At 69.8% G+C, this 16,464-nt stretch carries 13 protein-coding genes; 3 read left to right on the top strand and 10 right to left on the bottom strand.

Features of this window, described 5'->3' with window-relative positions; translation table 11 throughout:
• Positions 1–9 precede the first annotated feature (9 nt).
• Genes sbnA through ABTX60_RS34200 form a run of 5 tightly spaced genes read right to left on the bottom strand, consistent with a single transcriptional unit; the run spans position 10 to position 8,469 of the window.
• Complete coding sequence (gene sbnA, locus ABTX60_RS34220) at positions 10–1,188, bottom strand: 2,3-diaminopropionate biosynthesis protein SbnA (protein WP_352100921.1); 1,179 nt, start codon at positions 1,186–1,188, stop codon at positions 10–12.
• 43 nt (positions 1,189–1,231) lie between these two features.
• Positions 1,232–2,302, bottom strand: a complete 1,071-nt coding sequence (sbnB, locus tag ABTX60_RS34215; protein WP_352100920.1) for a 2,3-diaminopropionate biosynthesis protein SbnB — start codon at positions 2,300–2,302, stop codon at positions 1,232–1,234.
• Positions 2,299–3,315 carry a TauD/TfdA family dioxygenase gene (locus tag ABTX60_RS34210; RefSeq protein WP_352100919.1) on the bottom strand — a complete coding sequence of 339 codons (1,017 nt, stop codon included), beginning with the start codon at positions 3,313–3,315 and terminating at the stop codon, positions 2,299–2,301. The genes sbnB and ABTX60_RS34210 overlap by 4 nt, the downstream gene beginning before the upstream one ends.
• A 22-nt stretch (positions 3,316–3,337) precedes the next feature.
• Positions 3,338–5,905: a non-ribosomal peptide synthetase gene (locus ABTX60_RS34205; protein ID WP_352100918.1), complete on the bottom strand. Its 2,568-nt coding sequence runs from the start codon at positions 5,903–5,905 to the stop codon at positions 3,338–3,340.
• A 5-nt stretch (positions 5,906–5,910) separates the two neighbouring features.
• Positions 5,911–8,469: a Pls/PosA family non-ribosomal peptide synthetase gene (locus ABTX60_RS34200; RefSeq protein WP_502992450.1), complete on the bottom strand. Its 2,559-nt coding sequence runs from the start codon at positions 8,467–8,469 to the stop codon at positions 5,911–5,913.
• A 155-nt stretch (positions 8,470–8,624) separates the two neighbouring features.
• Between ABTX60_RS34200 and ABTX60_RS34195 the strand changes: the two genes are divergently transcribed.
• A complete protein-coding gene (locus tag ABTX60_RS34195) occupies positions 8,625–9,386 on the top strand; it encodes a 4'-phosphopantetheinyl transferase family protein (protein ID WP_352100936.1) in 762 nt (253 codons plus the stop codon).
• Between the two features lie 703 nt (positions 9,387–10,089).
• On the opposite strand, the gene ABTX60_RS34190 is transcribed toward ABTX60_RS34195, so the two are convergent.
• From ABTX60_RS34190 to ABTX60_RS34180, 3 genes are read right to left on the bottom strand one after another with little or no spacing between them, the layout of a single operon-like run.
• Positions 10,090–10,464 (bottom strand): STAS domain-containing protein, encoded by a 375-nt coding sequence (locus ABTX60_RS34190; protein ID WP_352100917.1) that lies wholly within the window; start codon positions 10,462–10,464, stop codon positions 10,090–10,092.
• A 53-nt stretch (positions 10,465–10,517) separates the two neighbouring features.
• Positions 10,518–11,711: an ACR3 family arsenite efflux transporter gene (gene arsB / locus ABTX60_RS34185; protein WP_352100916.1), complete on the bottom strand. Its 1,194-nt coding sequence runs from the start codon at positions 11,709–11,711 to the stop codon at positions 10,518–10,520.
• Entirely contained in the window at positions 11,708–12,016 is a 309-nt protein-coding gene (locus ABTX60_RS34180) for an ArsR/SmtB family transcription factor (protein WP_352100915.1), read from the bottom strand. Before ABTX60_RS34180 ends, arsB begins: the two co-directional genes overlap by 4 nt.
• Before the next feature lie 91 nt (positions 12,017–12,107).
• On the opposite strand from ABTX60_RS34180, the gene ABTX60_RS34175 reads away from it, so the two are divergent.
• Both ABTX60_RS34175 and ABTX60_RS34170 read left to right on the top strand, forming a co-directional pair.
• Positions 12,108–12,542, top strand: a complete 435-nt coding sequence (locus ABTX60_RS34175) for an arsenate reductase ArsC (RefSeq protein WP_352100914.1) — start codon at positions 12,108–12,110, stop codon at positions 12,540–12,542.
• 496 nt (positions 12,543–13,038) lie between these two features.
• The gene (locus ABTX60_RS34170) at positions 13,039–13,230 is read left to right on the top strand and encodes a histidine phosphatase family protein (protein WP_352100913.1); all 192 of its coding nucleotides are present in this window, start codon (positions 13,039–13,041) and stop codon (positions 13,228–13,230) included.
• A 586-nt stretch (positions 13,231–13,816) separates the two neighbouring features.
• Here ABTX60_RS34170 and ABTX60_RS34165 read toward each other — a convergent pair.
• Together ABTX60_RS34165 and ABTX60_RS34160 are read right to left on the bottom strand one after the other, a co-directional pair.
• Complete coding sequence (locus ABTX60_RS34165; RefSeq protein ID WP_352100912.1) at positions 13,817–14,860, bottom strand: ABC transporter ATP-binding protein; 1,044 nt, start codon at positions 14,858–14,860, stop codon at positions 13,817–13,819.
• Complete coding sequence (locus ABTX60_RS34160; RefSeq protein WP_502992449.1) at positions 14,857–16,461, bottom strand: ABC transporter permease; 1,605 nt, start codon at positions 16,459–16,461, stop codon at positions 14,857–14,859. The genes ABTX60_RS34165 and ABTX60_RS34160 overlap by 4 nt, the downstream gene beginning before the upstream one ends.
• Between the last annotated feature and the right edge of the window lie 3 nt (positions 16,462–16,464).

Below are 16,464 nucleotides of genomic sequence, written 5' to 3'. Positions count from 1 at the left end.
CCGCCGGGCTCACCTCTCCCCCTTCCCAGTCTGTGAGGCCCGGCTGTCGTCCGCATCCGGCACCGGGGCGGAACCGGCTGTCCAGGAATCCGGTAGCGGCCTGTTCGGGCCTGCGGTGCTGGTGCGGCCGGCCCCGGCTTGATCCTCCTTGTACTGGTGGCGCGCCGGCGGGCCCTGCCACGACACGGGCGGTGCGGAGCGGGCGGCTCCCGAGGCGGCGGTGGCCGGCTGACCCGAGTCGAGTACGTCGTCGCCGTAGAGGGCCCGTACCCAGTTGTCCTGGTAGACCGTCTCGAGGTAGCGCTCGCCGAGGTCGGGGGCGATGGCCACCGCGGTCAGGGCACGCGTGTCATGCTGAGCCAGCCAGCGCATCGCGCCGCTGACCACCGTGCCGGTTGAGCCACCGAACAGGAAGCCACGTCGGGCCAGGCGCTGGCAGACACGAATGCTGTCCGCTTCCTCGACGTGCACCGCCTCATCGACAACGGACTCGTCGAGCAGCGGAGGGCGGACACTCATGCCCAGGCCGGGCAGCATCCGGCGTCCCGGAGCGCCGCCGAAGGTCACCGAGCCGACGCTGTCCACTGCGACGATCCGGACCGGCCGGTGCCATTCCCGGAAGTAGCGCGCGCAGCCCATCAGCGTCCCGGTGGTGCCTGCCCCGACGAACAACACGTCCAGCCGCGGGAACGAGCGGGCAATCGCCGGTGCCGTCCTGAGATAGTGCGCCCTCCAATTGCCCGGATTGGTGTACTGGCTGAGCCACACGTACCGGTCGTCCAGGGCAGTCAGCATACGGACGTAGTCGATGCGGGCACCGAGGAATCCGCCGTCGGGGCTCGGCTCTGTGACGACGTGCACATGGGCGCCCAGAGCCTCCATCAGCAGCCTGGTCGACAGATTGCACCGGGAGTCCGTCACACACAGGAACCGGTAGTCCTTGCTGGCCGCGAGCATGCTGAGCGCCACACCCATGTTTCCGGACGAGGACTCGAGCAGGACCGACTGGGGCGTCAGGGCCCCCGCCTGCTCGGCGGCCTCCACCATCTCGGTCGCGGGCTTCAGCTTGATCGAGCCGGCGAAGTTGAAGCCCTCGCACTTCAGATAGATCCGACGGCCCAACACCGGCCCTAGGTCGACGTACAGATCCTCCTCGTTGAAGGTGTAGGGAACGGATATGACTGGCACGGTGGCCTCCGCAGGTTGAAGAGTGGCCCGGGCCGGATGGTGTTCATCCGTACCTGCGCAGCTCATGGAAGAAGCCGTCGACGACCTGCAGGTCTCCGGAACCGGCCACCTCGTCGTAGACGAACTTGCCGACCGCAAGGTCGAGCACACCGAGACCGAAGGGTGAGAACACCACCGTCCGGTCCGCCGGCGGCGTGACGCGTCCGGCCAGCACGCTTTCCAGTGTCCCGGTCAGGAAGTCACGGTTGCCCGTGCGGCGTTCGGCGAGGTGGAGCGAGGTTTCGGCCCTCAGACAGTGCTCGGCGTCGTCGACGATGTTGGCCGAGGCGAGCACGATCTCCGGAGCCAGGTCGCGCAGCGACACGTGCAGGACGAGCGGACGGTGTGCGAACCACGACGGATCGTGGACGTGCGGCCGGCCGGCGACCGTGGCGAAGACCACCAGGTCGCTGCTGCGGATCAAGTGCTCGGCGCTGTCGTGCACGGCGATCCAGCCGGTGGCGCCCGACTGCTCGAGGTAGCAACGGAAACCGGCAGCACTGTCGGCGGACACGTCGCACACGCCGATGGTGTCGAAGGACCAGCCGGTGCCGGCGAGGAAGGTGTGGATGTAGCGGGCGATCAGGCCCGTCCCGACAAACCCGATGTGCGCCGGGCGCGGTCGGCCGCGGCTGAGCCGGTCCGCCGCCAGTGCCGCCGAGGCGGCCGTCCTCGTGGCGCTGATGATCGAGGCTTCCATGCAGGCGAACGGGTAGCCGGTGTCGTGGTCATTGAGGATGAGCACCGCCGCGGCCCTCGGGAGGCCGTCCGCCACGTTCTGCGGAAAACTGGAGATCCACTTCACCCCGTCCACCCGTCCCTCTCCGCCGATCGAGGCGGGCAGCGCGATGATCCGGGACGACGGGCGGTCGGGGAAACGCAGGAACACGGACGGGGGATTCACCGACTCTCCGGCGGCGTGCAACCGGTAGGCGGCCTCGACCAGCTTCACGATCTGGTGCTCGCGCCCCTGCAGTGCCTGCTGAACCTGGGCACCCGAGATCACCGCGAAGGGTGGCACGGTGACCGGCCCGGCCGGTGGGGGCTGCTGTGCGGTGGAATGGGTGAAGGTCATGCGGTGGTCACCTCCACGGTCGGCGAGCAGTCGGCCAGGCGCACCGCGTCCGTCATCGCGACGAGCACCTCGCGCAGCCCCTCGTATGGCTCCCTGCTGTGCGCCGTGCGGACGTTGTCGACGAGCATCAGGTCACCGGCCTGCCACGCCTCGCTCACGGTGTGGGACTGGTAGACGCCGTTCAGCAGTCGCACGGTGCCCTCGCCGATCGGTGCGCCGTCCCCGTAGCGGGTGTTGAAGGGCAGTCCGTGGGGGCCGTAGATGTCCACCAGGTACTCGCGTATCTCGGGAGCCAGCGTCCACTCGTTGAGGAACGCGATCTGGTTGAACCAGCAAGCCCGGCCAGTGACCGGGTGGCGCACCACGGCGCTGCGGCGCTGCCGGGTCCGCAGCCCGCCGTCGGGTCGCCACTCGAAGTCGATCGCAGCCGCGCGGCAGTAGCTCTCGACCGCGCCGCGGTCGTCAGTGCCGAAGGCGTCGGCGATGGACGCCCCGATCTCGTCGTTGTAGCTGCGGGTGAGCAGCCAGCCGTCCCGCAGGAACCGTTCGACGAGGTCGGAGGGCAGCGCGTGCAGCACGGTCGGGGCGTCGGCCAGCGCGGTCGCCCCGCCGGCGGTGGGAGCGGTGAGGCAGGCGAACATCATCAGGCCGGGGAACGTCAGGGTGTAGCTGAGTTCGTGGTGCATGCACATCTGCTGGTTCGGCGGCCACTTCGAGGAGGAGTACACGCCTTCGGAGTAGGTCCGCCGGGATGCGAAGGACTCCTTCTCGGTCATCAGACCGTCGGCCAGCCGCCGGAAGACGGCTTCGGTCTCGGCCTGGCCTCCCAGCCCGAGGCCGCGGACCAGGAGCGAACCGTGTTCGGCGACGACGGCGCGCAGCGCGTCCCGGTGTTCGGCTGCCCAGTTCGCCGCATCGCTGGTGGCGCCGACACGCGGTTCGGCATACAGGATCGGGGGTTTGCCGGGCCGCAGGTCGACACCTGGCAGCGTCATGGGGGACGAGGACGGCATCTCGGTCTCCTTTCGTCGCAATTCAGGAGGGAGCCGGCGCTCCCGCGCGCGGCACCGCCTGCGCCGCCTCGGTCGGACGGGTGGTGTCGTCGACCAGACGGGCCAGGTCGGCCAGGACCGGGTGGCGCGTGAGGTCGGTGATGTCCACCGCACGATCCAGGGCGATCGCGAGCCGCACGGCCGCGAGAGAGGTGCCGCCTCGGTCGAAGAAGTGGTCGTGCCGGCGGATCCCGTGCACCGGGACGTCGAGCACCTCGGCCCAGGTGGCGGCCAGCCGCCGCTCGGTCGGTGTGCGCGGCGCGTCACGGTCCTCATCGACCGCGTCGGGGGCGGTGGCGTCGGAGCTTACGAGGGGTGCGGTGGCGCCGAGCTGTGCGGCGAGTGCGGTCAGCGCCTTCCTGTCGACCTTGCCGTTGGCGGTCACCGGCAGACTGTCCTGCCAGTGGAAGTCCGACGGCACCATGTACGCGGGCAGCGACTCACCCAGTCGGTCTCTGAGGACGCCGTTGTCCAGCGGGACCTGACCGGAGTAGAAGGCCACGAGACGGCCGCCCTGACCGGCTCCGGCGACGGCCACCACCGCACCCTCGCGGACACCGGGCACCCGCAGCAGGGCGCTCTCGACCTCACCGATCTCGATCCGGAACCCGCGGATCTTGACCTGGGTGTCCCGGCGGCCGAGGAACTCCAGCTTGCCTCCGGGAAGCCAGCGGCCGTAGTCGCCGCCCCGGTAGAGCCGTCGGCCCTCGTGGTGCGGATCCGCCAGGAACGCCTGCCGGGTGCGCTCGGGGTCGTTGACGTAACCCCGGCCCACGCACACCCCGGAGAAGACGATCGCACCGGGGGCGCCGAGCGGCACCGGTGACAGGTGCTCGTCGACCACGTAGACGTGCACGTTGTTGATGGGGCGACCGAGCGGTACCCGATCGGTGTCCGGTACCCGGTCCATCACCTCATGGTTGGTGTCGTCCGAGGTCTCGGTGAGCCCGTACGCGTTGACGAGCTTGATACCGGGCTGGGACGCGAACCAGCGCCGTACGAGCTCCTTCTTCAGTGCCTCGCCCGTGACCGACACGTACCGCAGGTCCGGTAGCTCGCGCGGGTCCCGCTCGAGGTAGGACGCGACCGTCTCGAGGTACGACGGCACGACCTGCAGCACCCCGACCCCGCCCCGGGCGATCGTGTCGACGAACCGCGGGACGTCCAGGATCGCCTCCTGTTCCACGAGCAGGGTTTGCCCGCCGACCATGAGCGCGGCAGCCAGCTGCCACAGCGAGATGTCGAAGCACTGGGGCGCGCTCTGGGCGACCACCTGCCACTCGTCGATCCTCAGGTCGTCGATCTTGGCGTGCAGGTGGTTGAGCAGGCCCGCGTGCTCGCACATGGCTCCCTTGGGCTCTCCGGTGGAGCCGGACGTGAAGTAGATGTAGGCGAGCTGGTCCGGTGCGACGTCGACGCCGAGGTCACGGTCCGAATGGCCCTCCGCATAGGCCGCGTCCACTGAGAGCGCCGGGGCCGCGCGCAGCGTGTGGAGGGCCCGGTTGAGCATGGCGGTGCTGCCCGGCTCGGTCAGCACGAGTCCGCACCCGGCACGGGTCAGCATGGCCGCGATGCGGTCGGCCGGGAAGTGCGGCTCGATGGGCAGGTACACCCCACCGGCCTTGAGGACCGCGAGGACGGCGGCCACCCAGTCCAGGTTCCGCTCGGTCACCACCGCGACGACGTCTTCGCGGCGCAGCCCCCGCGCGAGCAGCGCCCGCCCCAACTGGTTGGCCCGGGCGTTGAGCTGCCGGTAGCTCCACCGCCGGTCACCGCATACGGCCGCGACGGCGTCAGGGCGCGCCCTGACGCGCTGTTCGAACAGCTCGTGGAAGCGGTGGTCGGGCAGCTCCCGGCGGGCTCCCGCGAGTCCCTCGATCTGGAAGCGGCGTTCCTGGGCGGAGACCAGGCTCTGCCCGCTGTGCGCGGCGTCCGGATCGGCAGCGATCAGCCCGAGCGCGGTGAGGTGGTAGCCCGCGATCCTGGCGACGCAGTCAGCGTCGAGCGCGTCGGTCCGGTACCGCGTCCGCAGTGTGAGCCGACCGCCGCGCCGCTGGACCCCCACCCGCACTACGGCATCCTCGACGAGCTCCCCTCCGTCGTCGGTGGGATCGAAGAGGGCCTCGGTCGACGGTCCGGGCAGGCCCAGCTCACGCCGGAGACCCTCAACCGGGAAGTCCTTGTGCAGCAGCAATTCCGCCTCGGCCCGGTGGGTGTGCAGCACCAGCGTCCGCCAGGACGGGGCTTCGGTGGTCAGTCGGCAGGGCAGAGGCCCGCTTCCCGCCACGGCCACGTAACCGGTCGTGACCTCATGCTCGCCCGACAGAGCGGCGAGCACCTTGGCGTGCGCTGCCAGCAGCACCGATCCGAGCGGTACCGCCAGATCGTCCGCCAGGCGGCTCAACACGGCCAGCAGGTCCTCGGGGAGCATCGCGTCGTGCTCGGCGACGCCGGTCACCGGGTCGGCGGTCCACCGAGGGACCGTGGTAACCCCGCCGGCGGTGAGTACGCGCCGCCAGAACTCCCGGTCGGCTTCCACGGGCGTTCCCATGCGCCCTACCTCCCCTCACCCTCGCTGTGCGAGCTGAGCGGCCTGGCCGGATTCCCGCCCCACCGCGCGTCCTGCGGGATGACCTCCCCCTTCATGAGGAAGGAGTCAGGGGCTAGCACCGCACCGTCACCCACCGTCACGCCGTAGTGGACGAAGGCGCCGACGCCAAGGGTGCAGCCGGAGCCGATCGTGCTGCGGTCGGACTTGAAGGTGCCGTCCTCCTGCGAGTGGCATTGGATGACGCTGCCCGAGTTGAGCGTGCAGCCGTCCCCGATCGTGGCCATGGCCCGCTCGGTCAGGTAGCAGCCGTCGTCGAAGACCCGGCTGCCGAGCCGGGCCCCCAGCAGCCGCCAGATCATGTTCTTGAACGGGGTGCCGTCGAAAATCCGGAGGTACGTCTCCGACGGCACCTTCCAGTAGCGCTCGCGCTGCCAGAAGCGCTGGTCGTAGATGGAGCACAACAGCGGCTTCAGGGGCGCGAAGGCCGTGACGACGCGTTCGACGAGCACGAAGTAGGCGAGGGTGAACACGACAGCGAAAACGTCGGCCAGCGCGATCGATGCAGCGCCGAACGAACCGTAGAACTCCGCGGCTCCCGAGGTGAGCAGGAAGATTCCGCAGGTGTAGATCCACCGCGTCAGCAAGTACCACCCCATGGTGGCGACGTTGTGTCTGTTCTTGGCGGCGAGGCCGCGCCGCAGCTCGTCGGGGCTCTTGAACCGGTCGAACCTGCTGTCCCGGAGAACGGACCGGGGTATCTCGAAGCTGGGCGAGCCCAGCAGCCCGACGCCTTCGCGGACCTCACCGTCGACCGGCACCATGACCTTCGTCGCGAGGAGGCAGTTGTCACCCGTCCTGCCCCGCGTCGGGTACGCGATTCTGTTCCCGAGGAAGTTGTGCGGCCCGATCGACACCTGGGACACGCGAAAAGCGGTGCTGGAGAAGTCGGCGTTCATGATCGAGAGCCCGTCGGCGACCATGGTCCCGCGCCCGACCGCGCTCAGGAACGGCGTCTCGTGCTTCATCTCCGTGCCGAAGTTCGACCCGGTCTGCTCGACCTGGGAAAGCCTGTACCCCAGGTACCGCAGGTAGTGGACGATCGCGGAGCTGTCTCCGAACAAGCGCTTGAGGAACCGCCAGTTGGTGAGGAGCGCGATCGTCCGGTGCACGCCGTGGTGAAAGCCGTACAGACAGTAGACCCGGCCCGGCGTGATGGTCCGGCCGAGCAGACGGGGAACAGTGGACAGGACGAGGAGACCGGCGGGCACGGCACCGAAGACGAGCGCGGAGGAGATCACCAGGGCGTCGCGGTAGAACGTCCAGTCGGCGAAGACCGCGGGCCCCGGCTCCAGAGCTGTGCTGAGCTGGGGGACCCCGACAAGCAGCGCGAACAGGCCACCGACCGCCAGCGGCACGTACAGCACCAGCACGGCCAGCATTTGCAGAACACTGTGGACCGCCCTGCGCACCGCACCGCAGTGGGCCGCCCCCACCGCCTGGAAGTCCACATCGGTCCGATGTGCCGGAGACCCGTGCCAGTGCTCGCCGCCGGGCACCGCCTGCCCGCGGTGCAGCGAGGACGCGTGCCCGAGTTGAGCCCCGTCACCCAGCGAGGTGTCGATGTCGATCACCGTGGACTCGCTGACCAGCACATTCCTCCCGAGAGCGACCGGGCCGATTTGGATCACTCCGGTGTGGGCCCGGTAGCAGGCGAAGGACGAGTCCTTGCTGATGACCGTGCCGTCACCGATGGCGAGCAGGTCGGTGCACACGGGCACGCTCCGGGACAGGATTACGACTCCCCGCCCGACCTTCGCGCCCAGCGCCCTCAGGTAGAGCAGGTAGAGCGGCGAACCGCTGAACAGCACCAATGGATCCGACCGGACCAGCGTCTTGACGACCCAGAAGCGGACGTACGCAAGGCTCCAGACAGGGATCTCCCGAGGCTTCCACCGGCCGATGAGTGTCCACTTCGCGAGGACGGGAAGGGCGCACAGCCCCAGGAAGGCCGCACCGCCGAAGAGCGCCGACCTCAGGTACACATCGACGATGCCGGCTCCGGCGGAGATCCACTCGTAGCCTCGTGCGGCGGCGAGGGCGATGACATAGGAGTACCCGAGAAAGGCCAAGAACTGCAGTGCGCCGCACAGGACGTACTGCGGCATGCTCGCCGGGAGCCGGGCCGGAACCGGGGGCGGGGCCGGCGCCAGGAAGGACTCCGGGGCCGGGGCCCGGGTCGACGGCTTGAGCGGGGCAGCGGCCGGGTCGTCCGTAAGGGCCTGCGCCAGGCTCCTGATCGTCGGGTGCCGATAGACGTCCTTCATCGAGACCGACGGCAGGTCCGTCCGCTTCCGGACCCGGGCGCAGAAGTGCGCCATCACCAGCGAATCGGCGCCCAGTTCATTGAAGAAGTGACCGTCGACCGGCACCTGCTCGGTGCGCACGACGTCGGCCAGCATCGCGCTGAGGATTCCCTCGATCTCGGCCGGGTCACCGTACCCGTCCAGGACGGCCGTGGAATCCTCCGAAGAGGAGGGCAATGTTTCCACTGGCTTGTCCGCCATGTCCGGCTCCGTGGATCGTTTCGGAGAAGTGCGGAACCCCACAGACTTGATTCGGCGCCGGAACGGAGACGGATCTCCGCACATACGCATTTCTGGACCGTTCTCGAGTGACGTCGTACGTTGACCACGTGGTGACGGACATCGCTGGCGGCGGGATGGTGTCGCTGTGGCTCGTCGACGCGCTGCATCTGGGGGAAGGCGCGGCTCGTCTAGCTCCGGGCGTGCTCGAGGCGGCGGAGCGACGACGTGCGGCTGCCTTCGGCTGGCCTGAGGATCGTCGGCGCTACGTCGTTGCTCATGTGGCGGCGCGGGTGCTGCTGGGTGCTCGTCTGGGAGTCACCGCCGCCGCGGTGCGGTTGGTTCGAGAACCCTGCCCTTCCTGCGGTGCCCCGCATGGGAAGCCTGCGGTGCGCGGCGGAGGCGCGCACTTCTCGCTGTCCCGCAGTGGCGATGTCGTGTTGATCGGGATCGCCGATGTGCCAGTGGGTGTGGACATCGAACAGGTTCCTCGGCCTGATGTGGTCCCGGAGCTCTCGTCCTGCCTGCACCCGAGGGAAACGGCGGAGTTGGCCGCTGAATCCGACCTCACCAGACCGGTGGCTTTCGCCCGCGCCTGGGCACGCAAGGAGGCATACCTCAAGGGAATCGGTACCGGCCTCTCGCGAGATTTGGCATGGGACTACGTCGGTGCCGGCCCGAGGCCCGGCACTGAGGGCCTGCGGGGTTGGGCGCTCGGGGATGTGGCGGTGCCGGAGGGGTACGCGGGAGCATTCGCATTCTGGGCAGGCCCAGAGGTGGGCGCAGAGGGGCCCGGGAGGAGACACCGCGGCGGCCCCTGGTCGCTTGCCCATGGTGAAGGTCTTGCCGCCGCTCGTACTGCGGGCCCCCTTGCCGAGCGGACAACTCCTGGTGGGTGAGCAGGCATGCCAGTGTACGTACAGCACCAGGCTGCACAGCTGCTGGGCGGCCACCTGCAGGCCCAGCCGTATCCCCGGGTGTGACACCTGGGGCCTGTGGTGCGTTGTAAGCAATGAGCCGCAGGTCGGCTCCCGTGAGTCCCGCTTCCCCTGCAAGCGGTGCTCGTGCGGGGGCGGGCAGGCACGCCCCCCGTTGCCTACCTGCCCCCGCGCACAGTTCGGCCAACTCGCAACAATCGCGGCCTGGGACCGGGGAGGCCGGAGAAGTCGGCTTACCTGTGGAGCGGGCGGGTGGGTCAGCAGCACTTTGCGTGATCTCAAGGACCATCGCTTCGGCATCGGCCTGGCTCACGGCAGACGCGTGATCGTCGCCGCGATCTCCTCGTTGCCGGTGGGAGCGGCGCGCTGTACCCGGGGGCGACTCGGGTAGATCTCAGGACTCTTACCGAAGAACAAACTTTCACTGTGCTGCGCCGCTACTCCCAGGAGACAACATCAAGTGCGTGAGGTCGCCCGGCAAGTGTGCTCCCCCGGCTCGCTGCCGAACCCAGGGCCCCTGGGCCGGTCCGACCCCCATGGGGAGCGTCGTCGACCCGCCCCTGCAGAAGGAGTCCCACGAACTACGCCGCCCACATACGCGCCCCACCCGCTCCCCCGGCAAAACCCTAAGGCCCGCAGAGCGGGTCAGGCGATCGACGGCTCATCACAGATCCAACGTGGGTCCGCTCAAGGGGCCGCGGGGGAAGTCGGCCGGTGGTGTGTCGGGGATCAGGTGGGAAAGTTCGAATGCGGTGGGACGCACCTCGGCGGCCAAAAGCAGCAGCCACAGCGGCTGACGGTTCAGTCCCGTCACGGTCGTGCGGCGGCCCGGGGCGCTGTCGTGCGGCGCAGGGGCGAAGAGGAAGTTGAGGTTGGTGACGTCCATGAAGGCCGTGCCAGTCAGGTCCCATTGCACGTCGGTCACCTGCGGCGGCAGGGCGTCGACGGTGGCTCGAAGCGGGGGCAGGGTGTCGAAGTCGATCTCTCCGCTCGGGGAGATGCGTGCGGACGTGCCGTCGATCGTGGTCGTGATGCTCATGCGGGGGGGCGCCCCCCTTTCGGGGGTTGCGAGCCCAAAGGCGAAGCACCCCCTTAGCAGGGGATGAACGACGATGGCGGGGGCCGAGTGCCCGGGGTGGCGGCAACGCCCGACTTCCCAAAAGTCCGGCACCCGCAGGCGGCCGGTCGGTCTCGTTGTCCACCCACCGTCCCACAGTTCGCCCCATAACTGCGACCGGTCAGCACCGGGACTTCGATGAGCGGGCCGACGACGCCGGACAGGGCCTGGCCGGAGGTGACGCCGAAGGTGGCGATGGCGACCGCGATGGCCAGCTCGAAGTTGTTGCCCGCCGCGGTGAAGGCAAGGGTCGCGGTGCGGTCGTAGGCCAGGCCCAGGCCCTTGCCAAGCAGGAACGTGCCGAAGAACATGACCGCGAAGTAGACAAGCAGCGGCAGCGCGATCCTGGCGACATCCAGCGGCTGCGAGGTGATGGTCTTCCCCTGGAGAGCGAAGAGGATGACGATCGTGAACAGCAGCCCGTACAGCGCCCACGGTCCGATCTTCGGCAGGAACTGCTGCTCGTAGTCGGCGCGGCCGAGCTTCTGCTCGCCCAGGCGGCGGGTGAGGAAGCCGGCGGCGAGCGGGATGCCGAGGAAGATGACCACGTTCAGCGCGATCTTCCACATGGAGATGTCCAGGTGCTCGCCGTCCCCGAGGCCGAGCCAGCCGGGCAGCAGGTCGAGGTAGAACCAGCCCAGCAGACCGAAGGCGAGGACCTGGAAGACCGAGTTCAGGGCGACGAGGACGGCGGCGGCCTCGCGGTCACCGCACGCGAGGTCGTTCCAGATGATCACCATGGCGATGCAACGGGCCAGGCCCACGATGATCAGGCCGGTGCGGTACTCGGGCAGGTCCGGCAGGAAGATCCACGCGAGCGCGAACATGACCGCCGGGCCGACGATCCAGTTGATGACCAGAGACGACGCCATGAGCTTGTGGTCGCCGGTGACGGCGTCGAGCCGGTCGTAGCGGACCTTCGCCAGCACCGGGTACATCATGATCAGCAGACCGAGCGCGATCGGCAGGGAGATGCCGCCGATCTCCACCTGCGCGAGGGCGTCGTTCAGCCCCGGGATGAGCCGACCGAACCCGAGGCCGACGGCCATGGCGAGCAGGATCCACACCGCGAGGTAGCGGTCGAGGGTGGAGAGCTTCTTGACGATCGAGTCGTCCCCGGCCACCTCAGCGCTCTGGGCGCGGGTCGTGGTGGGCTCGGTGGAGGTCACGGGCAGGCCCTCTTGTTCTCGGCGGCGGTGCAGGCGGAGTCGGCGAGTTCGGCGAACTGGTCCGACAGGCCGGCCAGGACGTCGGGCTTGAGCTTGTAGTAGGTGAAGCGGCCGCACGGCTCGGTCTCCACCAGCCCGGCCTCGCGCAGAACCTTCATGTGGTTGGACAGGTTGGTCTGCTTGGCCCCGGTCTCCTCCACCAGGTGCGTCGTGCACAGCGTCTCGCGCGCCAGCAGGGTCACGATCTGCAGCCGGAGCGGATCGCCCAGCGCCCGGATCACATCAGGATCGACTGAAGTCAGCATGCGTTGATACTGTCACATCACTGTTCGCTGATACCAGCGGATACTGATGTCATGGGTGGCGTGCAGCCGCCGCGAGACGAGAGAGCCCCTCATGCCCGAGAGCCCCGGCACGAAGCCGTCCGTCCTGTTCGTCTGCGTCCACAACGCCGGCCGCTCCCAGATGGCCGCCGCGTGGCTGACCCACCTGGCCGGGGACCGCGTCGAGGTCCGCTCCGCCGGCTCCAACCCGGGCGAGCAGGTCAACCCGGCCGCCGTCGCCGCGATGGCCGAGGTCAACATCGACATCTCCGCCGAGGTCCCGAAGATCCTCACCGTGGACGCGGTGAGGAAGTCCGACGTGTGCATCACCATGGGCTGCGGCGACACCTGCCCCGTCTTCCCCGGCAAGCGCTACCTCGACTGGAAGCTCGACGACCCGGCCGGCCAGGGCGTCGAGGCCGTCCGCCCGATCCGCGACGAGATCAAGAACCTGGTCGAGGGCCTGATCGCCGAGATCGCCCCGGCCAAGCCGGAGGCGACCGCGTGAGCGAGATACGCGACGTCGTCATCATCGACTCCGCTCCCCCCAGCCGCTCGATCCAGCCTTGAACGCTACGGAGACCGAGAAGGGCGTCGGGCTGCGACTCCCAGGCCTGGTTGGCACCGGCAGGAGCAGGGCCCTTGTCCCGGGCCCTGCTGACGTACGAACACCGCAGCGTTGGAATACGTGCCTGGTACCGGCTCCCCGCACCGACTTCTCCTCCACCGACATCCCCCTGGCCGCACCGCCGTGAGGGGGCTCGCTGCGGTGGCATCGCACATGCTGCGCACACGACTTGCTCGGCAGTCGGGCACCGGCCTGGGCGGGCAGTCAACATTGCCTCCACCATCAGCATGCCGACGGAGTCGTTCACTCCCCTGCACATCGATCCTGTGGAACGGCACGTCCTTGAAACCGTCTTGCTCGCCACGGCGGGGAGGGCGCTACCGAAACGATCGCGTACGGGCAGACGGCCGTAGCCCTGGGGTGGGAAGCCGTCGTCGTGGAAGCGGCGCTGCGGGACATCGACATGGGCAGCTGGCGCGACCGCACACTCGCCGCGGTCGCCGCCGATGACGAGGCCGGGCTCGGCATGTGGATGACGGACCCGGATGCAACGCCGCACGGTGGCGAGTCGGTAGCTCAACTGTGCCGTCAAGGTCGCCTCCTGGCTGAAGGCACCGCCACCGAATAGAACAGGTTCTCGCCGTGGTCGAGCAGGGTGTGGCGCGCGCGGCCGTAGTGCATGCGCTGGACGCACCGCTGCCGTCGTTCTAGCGCATTGATGTTCCCCCCTTGTCCAGCGTCCAGCTCAGCGACCGGGCAGGACGCTGGAATCTGCGGATGGGGACCATTTCTGCTGATGAAAATGCGCGAAGACGACGGACTGTGAACACGCTCCGGGAGGAGGCGCAGTTCGCATTACTCGATCAGCGCTGAAGCCGAAACGATTCGCCCGACAGTTCCTCCGGTGGCAGGCGGTACGGCGTTCCGGGTGAGGGCCGAGCGCCCGGGGGCTCACACGGAACACGAGACTCGATGGCAGAAGGCTCCCTGCGAGGGGACGCCGTCTGCTCCCGGTCCCGGCCGCCCCAAGGGCGTTTCCGAGGTCTTCGTCGTTCCAACCAGCGCATCATCGCGCGCAAGTCCTGCGCGTCCTGGGCTGTGCCGTTCTCGTCCTGGCCGTCGCCGGGGTTACCGCTCTCGGCGGAAGCGCCCCGTCGGAGCGGCCAGTGGAACAGCCGTTCCGGCGCAGTACCGAGTCTCAGAGGAACCCGTCGTCACAAGTGGAGGTCGGCTTCGCCCACGACGCGGATGCCCGTCTCCTCCCCCGGACTGACCGGCAGAGGCCCCGCGACCCGGATGGCGATCGGGGTGTCGTGCCCCTCGACGGATACGGTGACCATGGCGTCGTGGCCGTAGTAGCAGATTTCGGTCACCGTGCCCTTGACCGCGTCGCGGGAGTCCACGTCGGCCAAGCGGAGTTGTTCTGGGCGGAGCAGGACCGTGCCGGCGTGGAGTCCGGTGGGCGGGGTCGCGAGGCGTACGGGGCCCAGGGCGGTCAGGGCCGTGCCGTCGGTGTCGACGGTGCCGGGGAGCAGTACGGCGTCGCCGACGAAGTCGGCGATCCAGGGGTCGGCTGGGCGGTTGTAGAGGTCCTGCGGGGTGGCGCATTGGGCGACCTGGCCATCGCGTACGACGGCGACGAGGTCGGCCGTGGACAGGGCCTCCTGCTGGTCGTGGGTGACAAGGACGGCGGTGGCGCCGGTAGCGCGCAGCGCGGCCCGTACGTCTGCCCGCACTCCCGTCCGCAGTGCGTTGTCGAGGGCATTGAACGGCTCGTCCAGGAGCACGAGTTGGGGGCGCGGGGCGAGCGCGCGGGCCAGAGCGATGCGTTGCTGCTGGCCGCCGGACAGCTCGTGCGGCATGCGGTCGCCGTATCCGGCGAGGCCGACCAGCTGCAGCATCTCCTCGGTGCGGCGGCGTCGTTCGGCCCGGTCGGTGCCGGTCAGCCCGAAGGCGACATTGCGGGCGACGCTCAGGTGCGGGAAGAGGGCGCCCTCCTGGGGCACGATGCCGATGTGGCGGCGCTCCGGTGGCAAGTGGACGCCGGGGCCGCCGAGGAGGCGGTCGCCGAGGCGGACGGTGCCCGCGTCGGCCTGCAGGAAGCCGGCGATGATCCGCAGAAGGGTGGTCTTGCCGCAGCCGGAGGGACCCAGGACCGCGGCCAGCGCGCCTGGGGGGACGGTGAGTTCGAGTCCGCGCAGGACCGGCTCTCCGGTGCCGTAGGACTTGGTGAGCCCTTCGATGTGCAGTGCGTTCATGTCCGGTGCCTGCCTAGGAGGTATGCGGGGATGGCGGCCAGCAGGATCAGTGCGGCGGCATAGGGGGCGGCGGCCGCGAAGGATCCGGCACCGGTCTCCGTCCACAGCCGGGTGGCGAGGGTGTCCATGCCGGTGGGGCGCAGTAGGAGGGTCGCGGGGAGTTCCTTCATGCAGACCACGAAGGTGAGCGCGGCTCCGGCGGCCACCCCGGGCGCGGCCAGCGGCACGGTGACCTCGCGCAGCACCTGCCACGGCCGTCGTCCCAGCGAGCGGCCCACGTCCTCCAGGACGGGCGGCGACTGAAGCACGGCCGCGCGGGTGGCGGCCACCGCAATGGGCAGGAAGAGGACCGCGTACGCGCAGATCAGCAGCGGAAGTCGCTGGTACAGCGGGTAGGCGTAGCGCACGGCGAAGAAGACCAGCGCGAGGGCGACCGTGATGCCGGGCAGCGCGTGTCCGGCGTACGCCGCCTGCTCCAGCAGACGTGCTCCGCGGCCCTGGTACCGAGCGGCGATCACCCCGACCGGCAGAGCGAGGACCGTGGTGAGGCCCGCGCCCGCCGCCGCGACCCCGAACGTGGCCCAGGCGGTCTCCGTGAGAGTGCCCAGGTCCCAGGTGGCCGAGCTGCCGACGGCCAGCCAGTACCCGAGTGTGCCCAGCGGGAAGGCCACGGCGACGGCCGTCACCACCCCGCACCACAGCAGGGCGAGGGGCCGCCACCGGCCGAGGGCGACCGGAACTGGCGGCCGGGCGGTGCCCGTTCCGGTCCTGGCGTGACCGGCCCGGCCGCGCGTGCGGGCCTCTGCGGCGACCAGCGCGATCGTGATCACCACGAGGACGACGCTGAGCGCGGCGGCCGGGGTGCGGTCGAAGGAGGCGCGGTAGGACGTGTGGATGGCCCGGGTGAAGGTGTCGTACCGCATCAGTGAAACCGCGCCGAAGTCGGAGAGCACGTACAGCGCGACCAGGAGGGCGCCGCCCGCCGCGGCCGGGCGCAACTGCGGCAAGGTGACACGGAGGAACGCACCCAGCGGGCCGTGCCCGAGGGAGCGGGCGGCCTCCTCCTGGGCCGGGTCGATGCCCCGCAGTGCGGCGGCGACCGGCAGATGGACGTACGGGAAGCTGACCAGCGTGAGCGCGAGTGCGGCGCCGCCGAAGCCGGCGAGGTCCGGCTCGGCCGACAGCCAGGCGAAGGCGGCGACATAGCTGGGCACGGCCAGTGGCAGCGAGGCCAGCGCCGACCAGAAGCGGGCCCCGGGCAGTCGGGTGCGGACGGTGAGCCAGGCCAGCGAGACGCCCAGCACCAGGCAGGCCGCCACGACCACGACGGTCAGACCGAGGCTGCGGCCGAGCAGGTCCAGGGTGCGCTCGTCGGCGACGACGTCCCAGGCGAAGGCAGGACCGCGTTCCAGGGCACGCACGGCGAGATAGCCGAGGGGCAGCAGGGCGAAGAGGGCCGCGACGCAGGCGGGGACAAGCAGGACCAGGGGCGGCCTGGCGCCCGGCACGCGGAGCGAACGCGGTGCACGGGCGGCTGTTGCGCCCTCGCGCCCGGCCGGGACGGGGGCTCCGGCCGGGCGCGAGGTGGGCGATGTGGGCACGGC

Origin of the sequence: Streptomyces sp. NPDC126510, from assembly GCF_040302345.1 — a bacterium.
Classification (GTDB): Bacteria; Actinomycetota; Actinomycetes; order Streptomycetales; family Streptomycetaceae; genus Streptomyces.
Note: the sequence above shows the minus strand (reverse complement) of the source record. Positions and strands in the feature narration are given on the sequence as shown.

Bases quoted from the DNA above. Each gene is read 5' to 3' on its own strand.
- ABTX60_RS34195 (WP_352100936.1), top strand. From the start codon at position 8,625: ATGGTGTCGCTGTGGCTCGTCGACGCGCTGCATCTGGGGGAAGGCGCG.
- ABTX60_RS34205 (WP_352100918.1), bottom strand. From the start codon at position 5,905: ATGGGAACGCCCGTGGAAGCCGACCGGGAGTTCTGGCGGCGCGTACTC.
- sbnB (WP_352100920.1), bottom strand. From the start codon at position 2,302: ATGACCTTCACCCATTCCACCGCACAGCAGCCCCCACCGGCCGGGCCG.
- ABTX60_RS34180 (WP_352100915.1), bottom strand. From the start codon at position 12,016: ATGCTGACTTCAGTCGATCCTGATGTGATCCGGGCGCTGGGCGATCCG.
- ABTX60_RS34200 (WP_502992450.1), bottom strand. From the start codon at position 8,469: ATGGCGGACAAGCCAGTGGAAACATTGCCCTCCTCTTCGGAGGATTCC.
- ABTX60_RS34175 (WP_352100914.1), top strand. From the start codon at position 12,108: ATGCCCGAGAGCCCCGGCACGAAGCCGTCCGTCCTGTTCGTCTGCGTC.
- ABTX60_RS34210 (WP_352100919.1), bottom strand. From the start codon at position 3,315: ATGCCGTCCTCGTCCCCCATGACGCTGCCAGGTGTCGACCTGCGGCCC.
- ABTX60_RS34190 (WP_352100917.1), bottom strand. From the start codon at position 10,464: ATGAGCATCACGACCACGATCGACGGCACGTCCGCACGCATCTCCCCG.
- ABTX60_RS34165 (WP_352100912.1), bottom strand. From the start codon at position 14,860: ATGAACGCACTGCACATCGAAGGGCTCACCAAGTCCTACGGCACCGGA.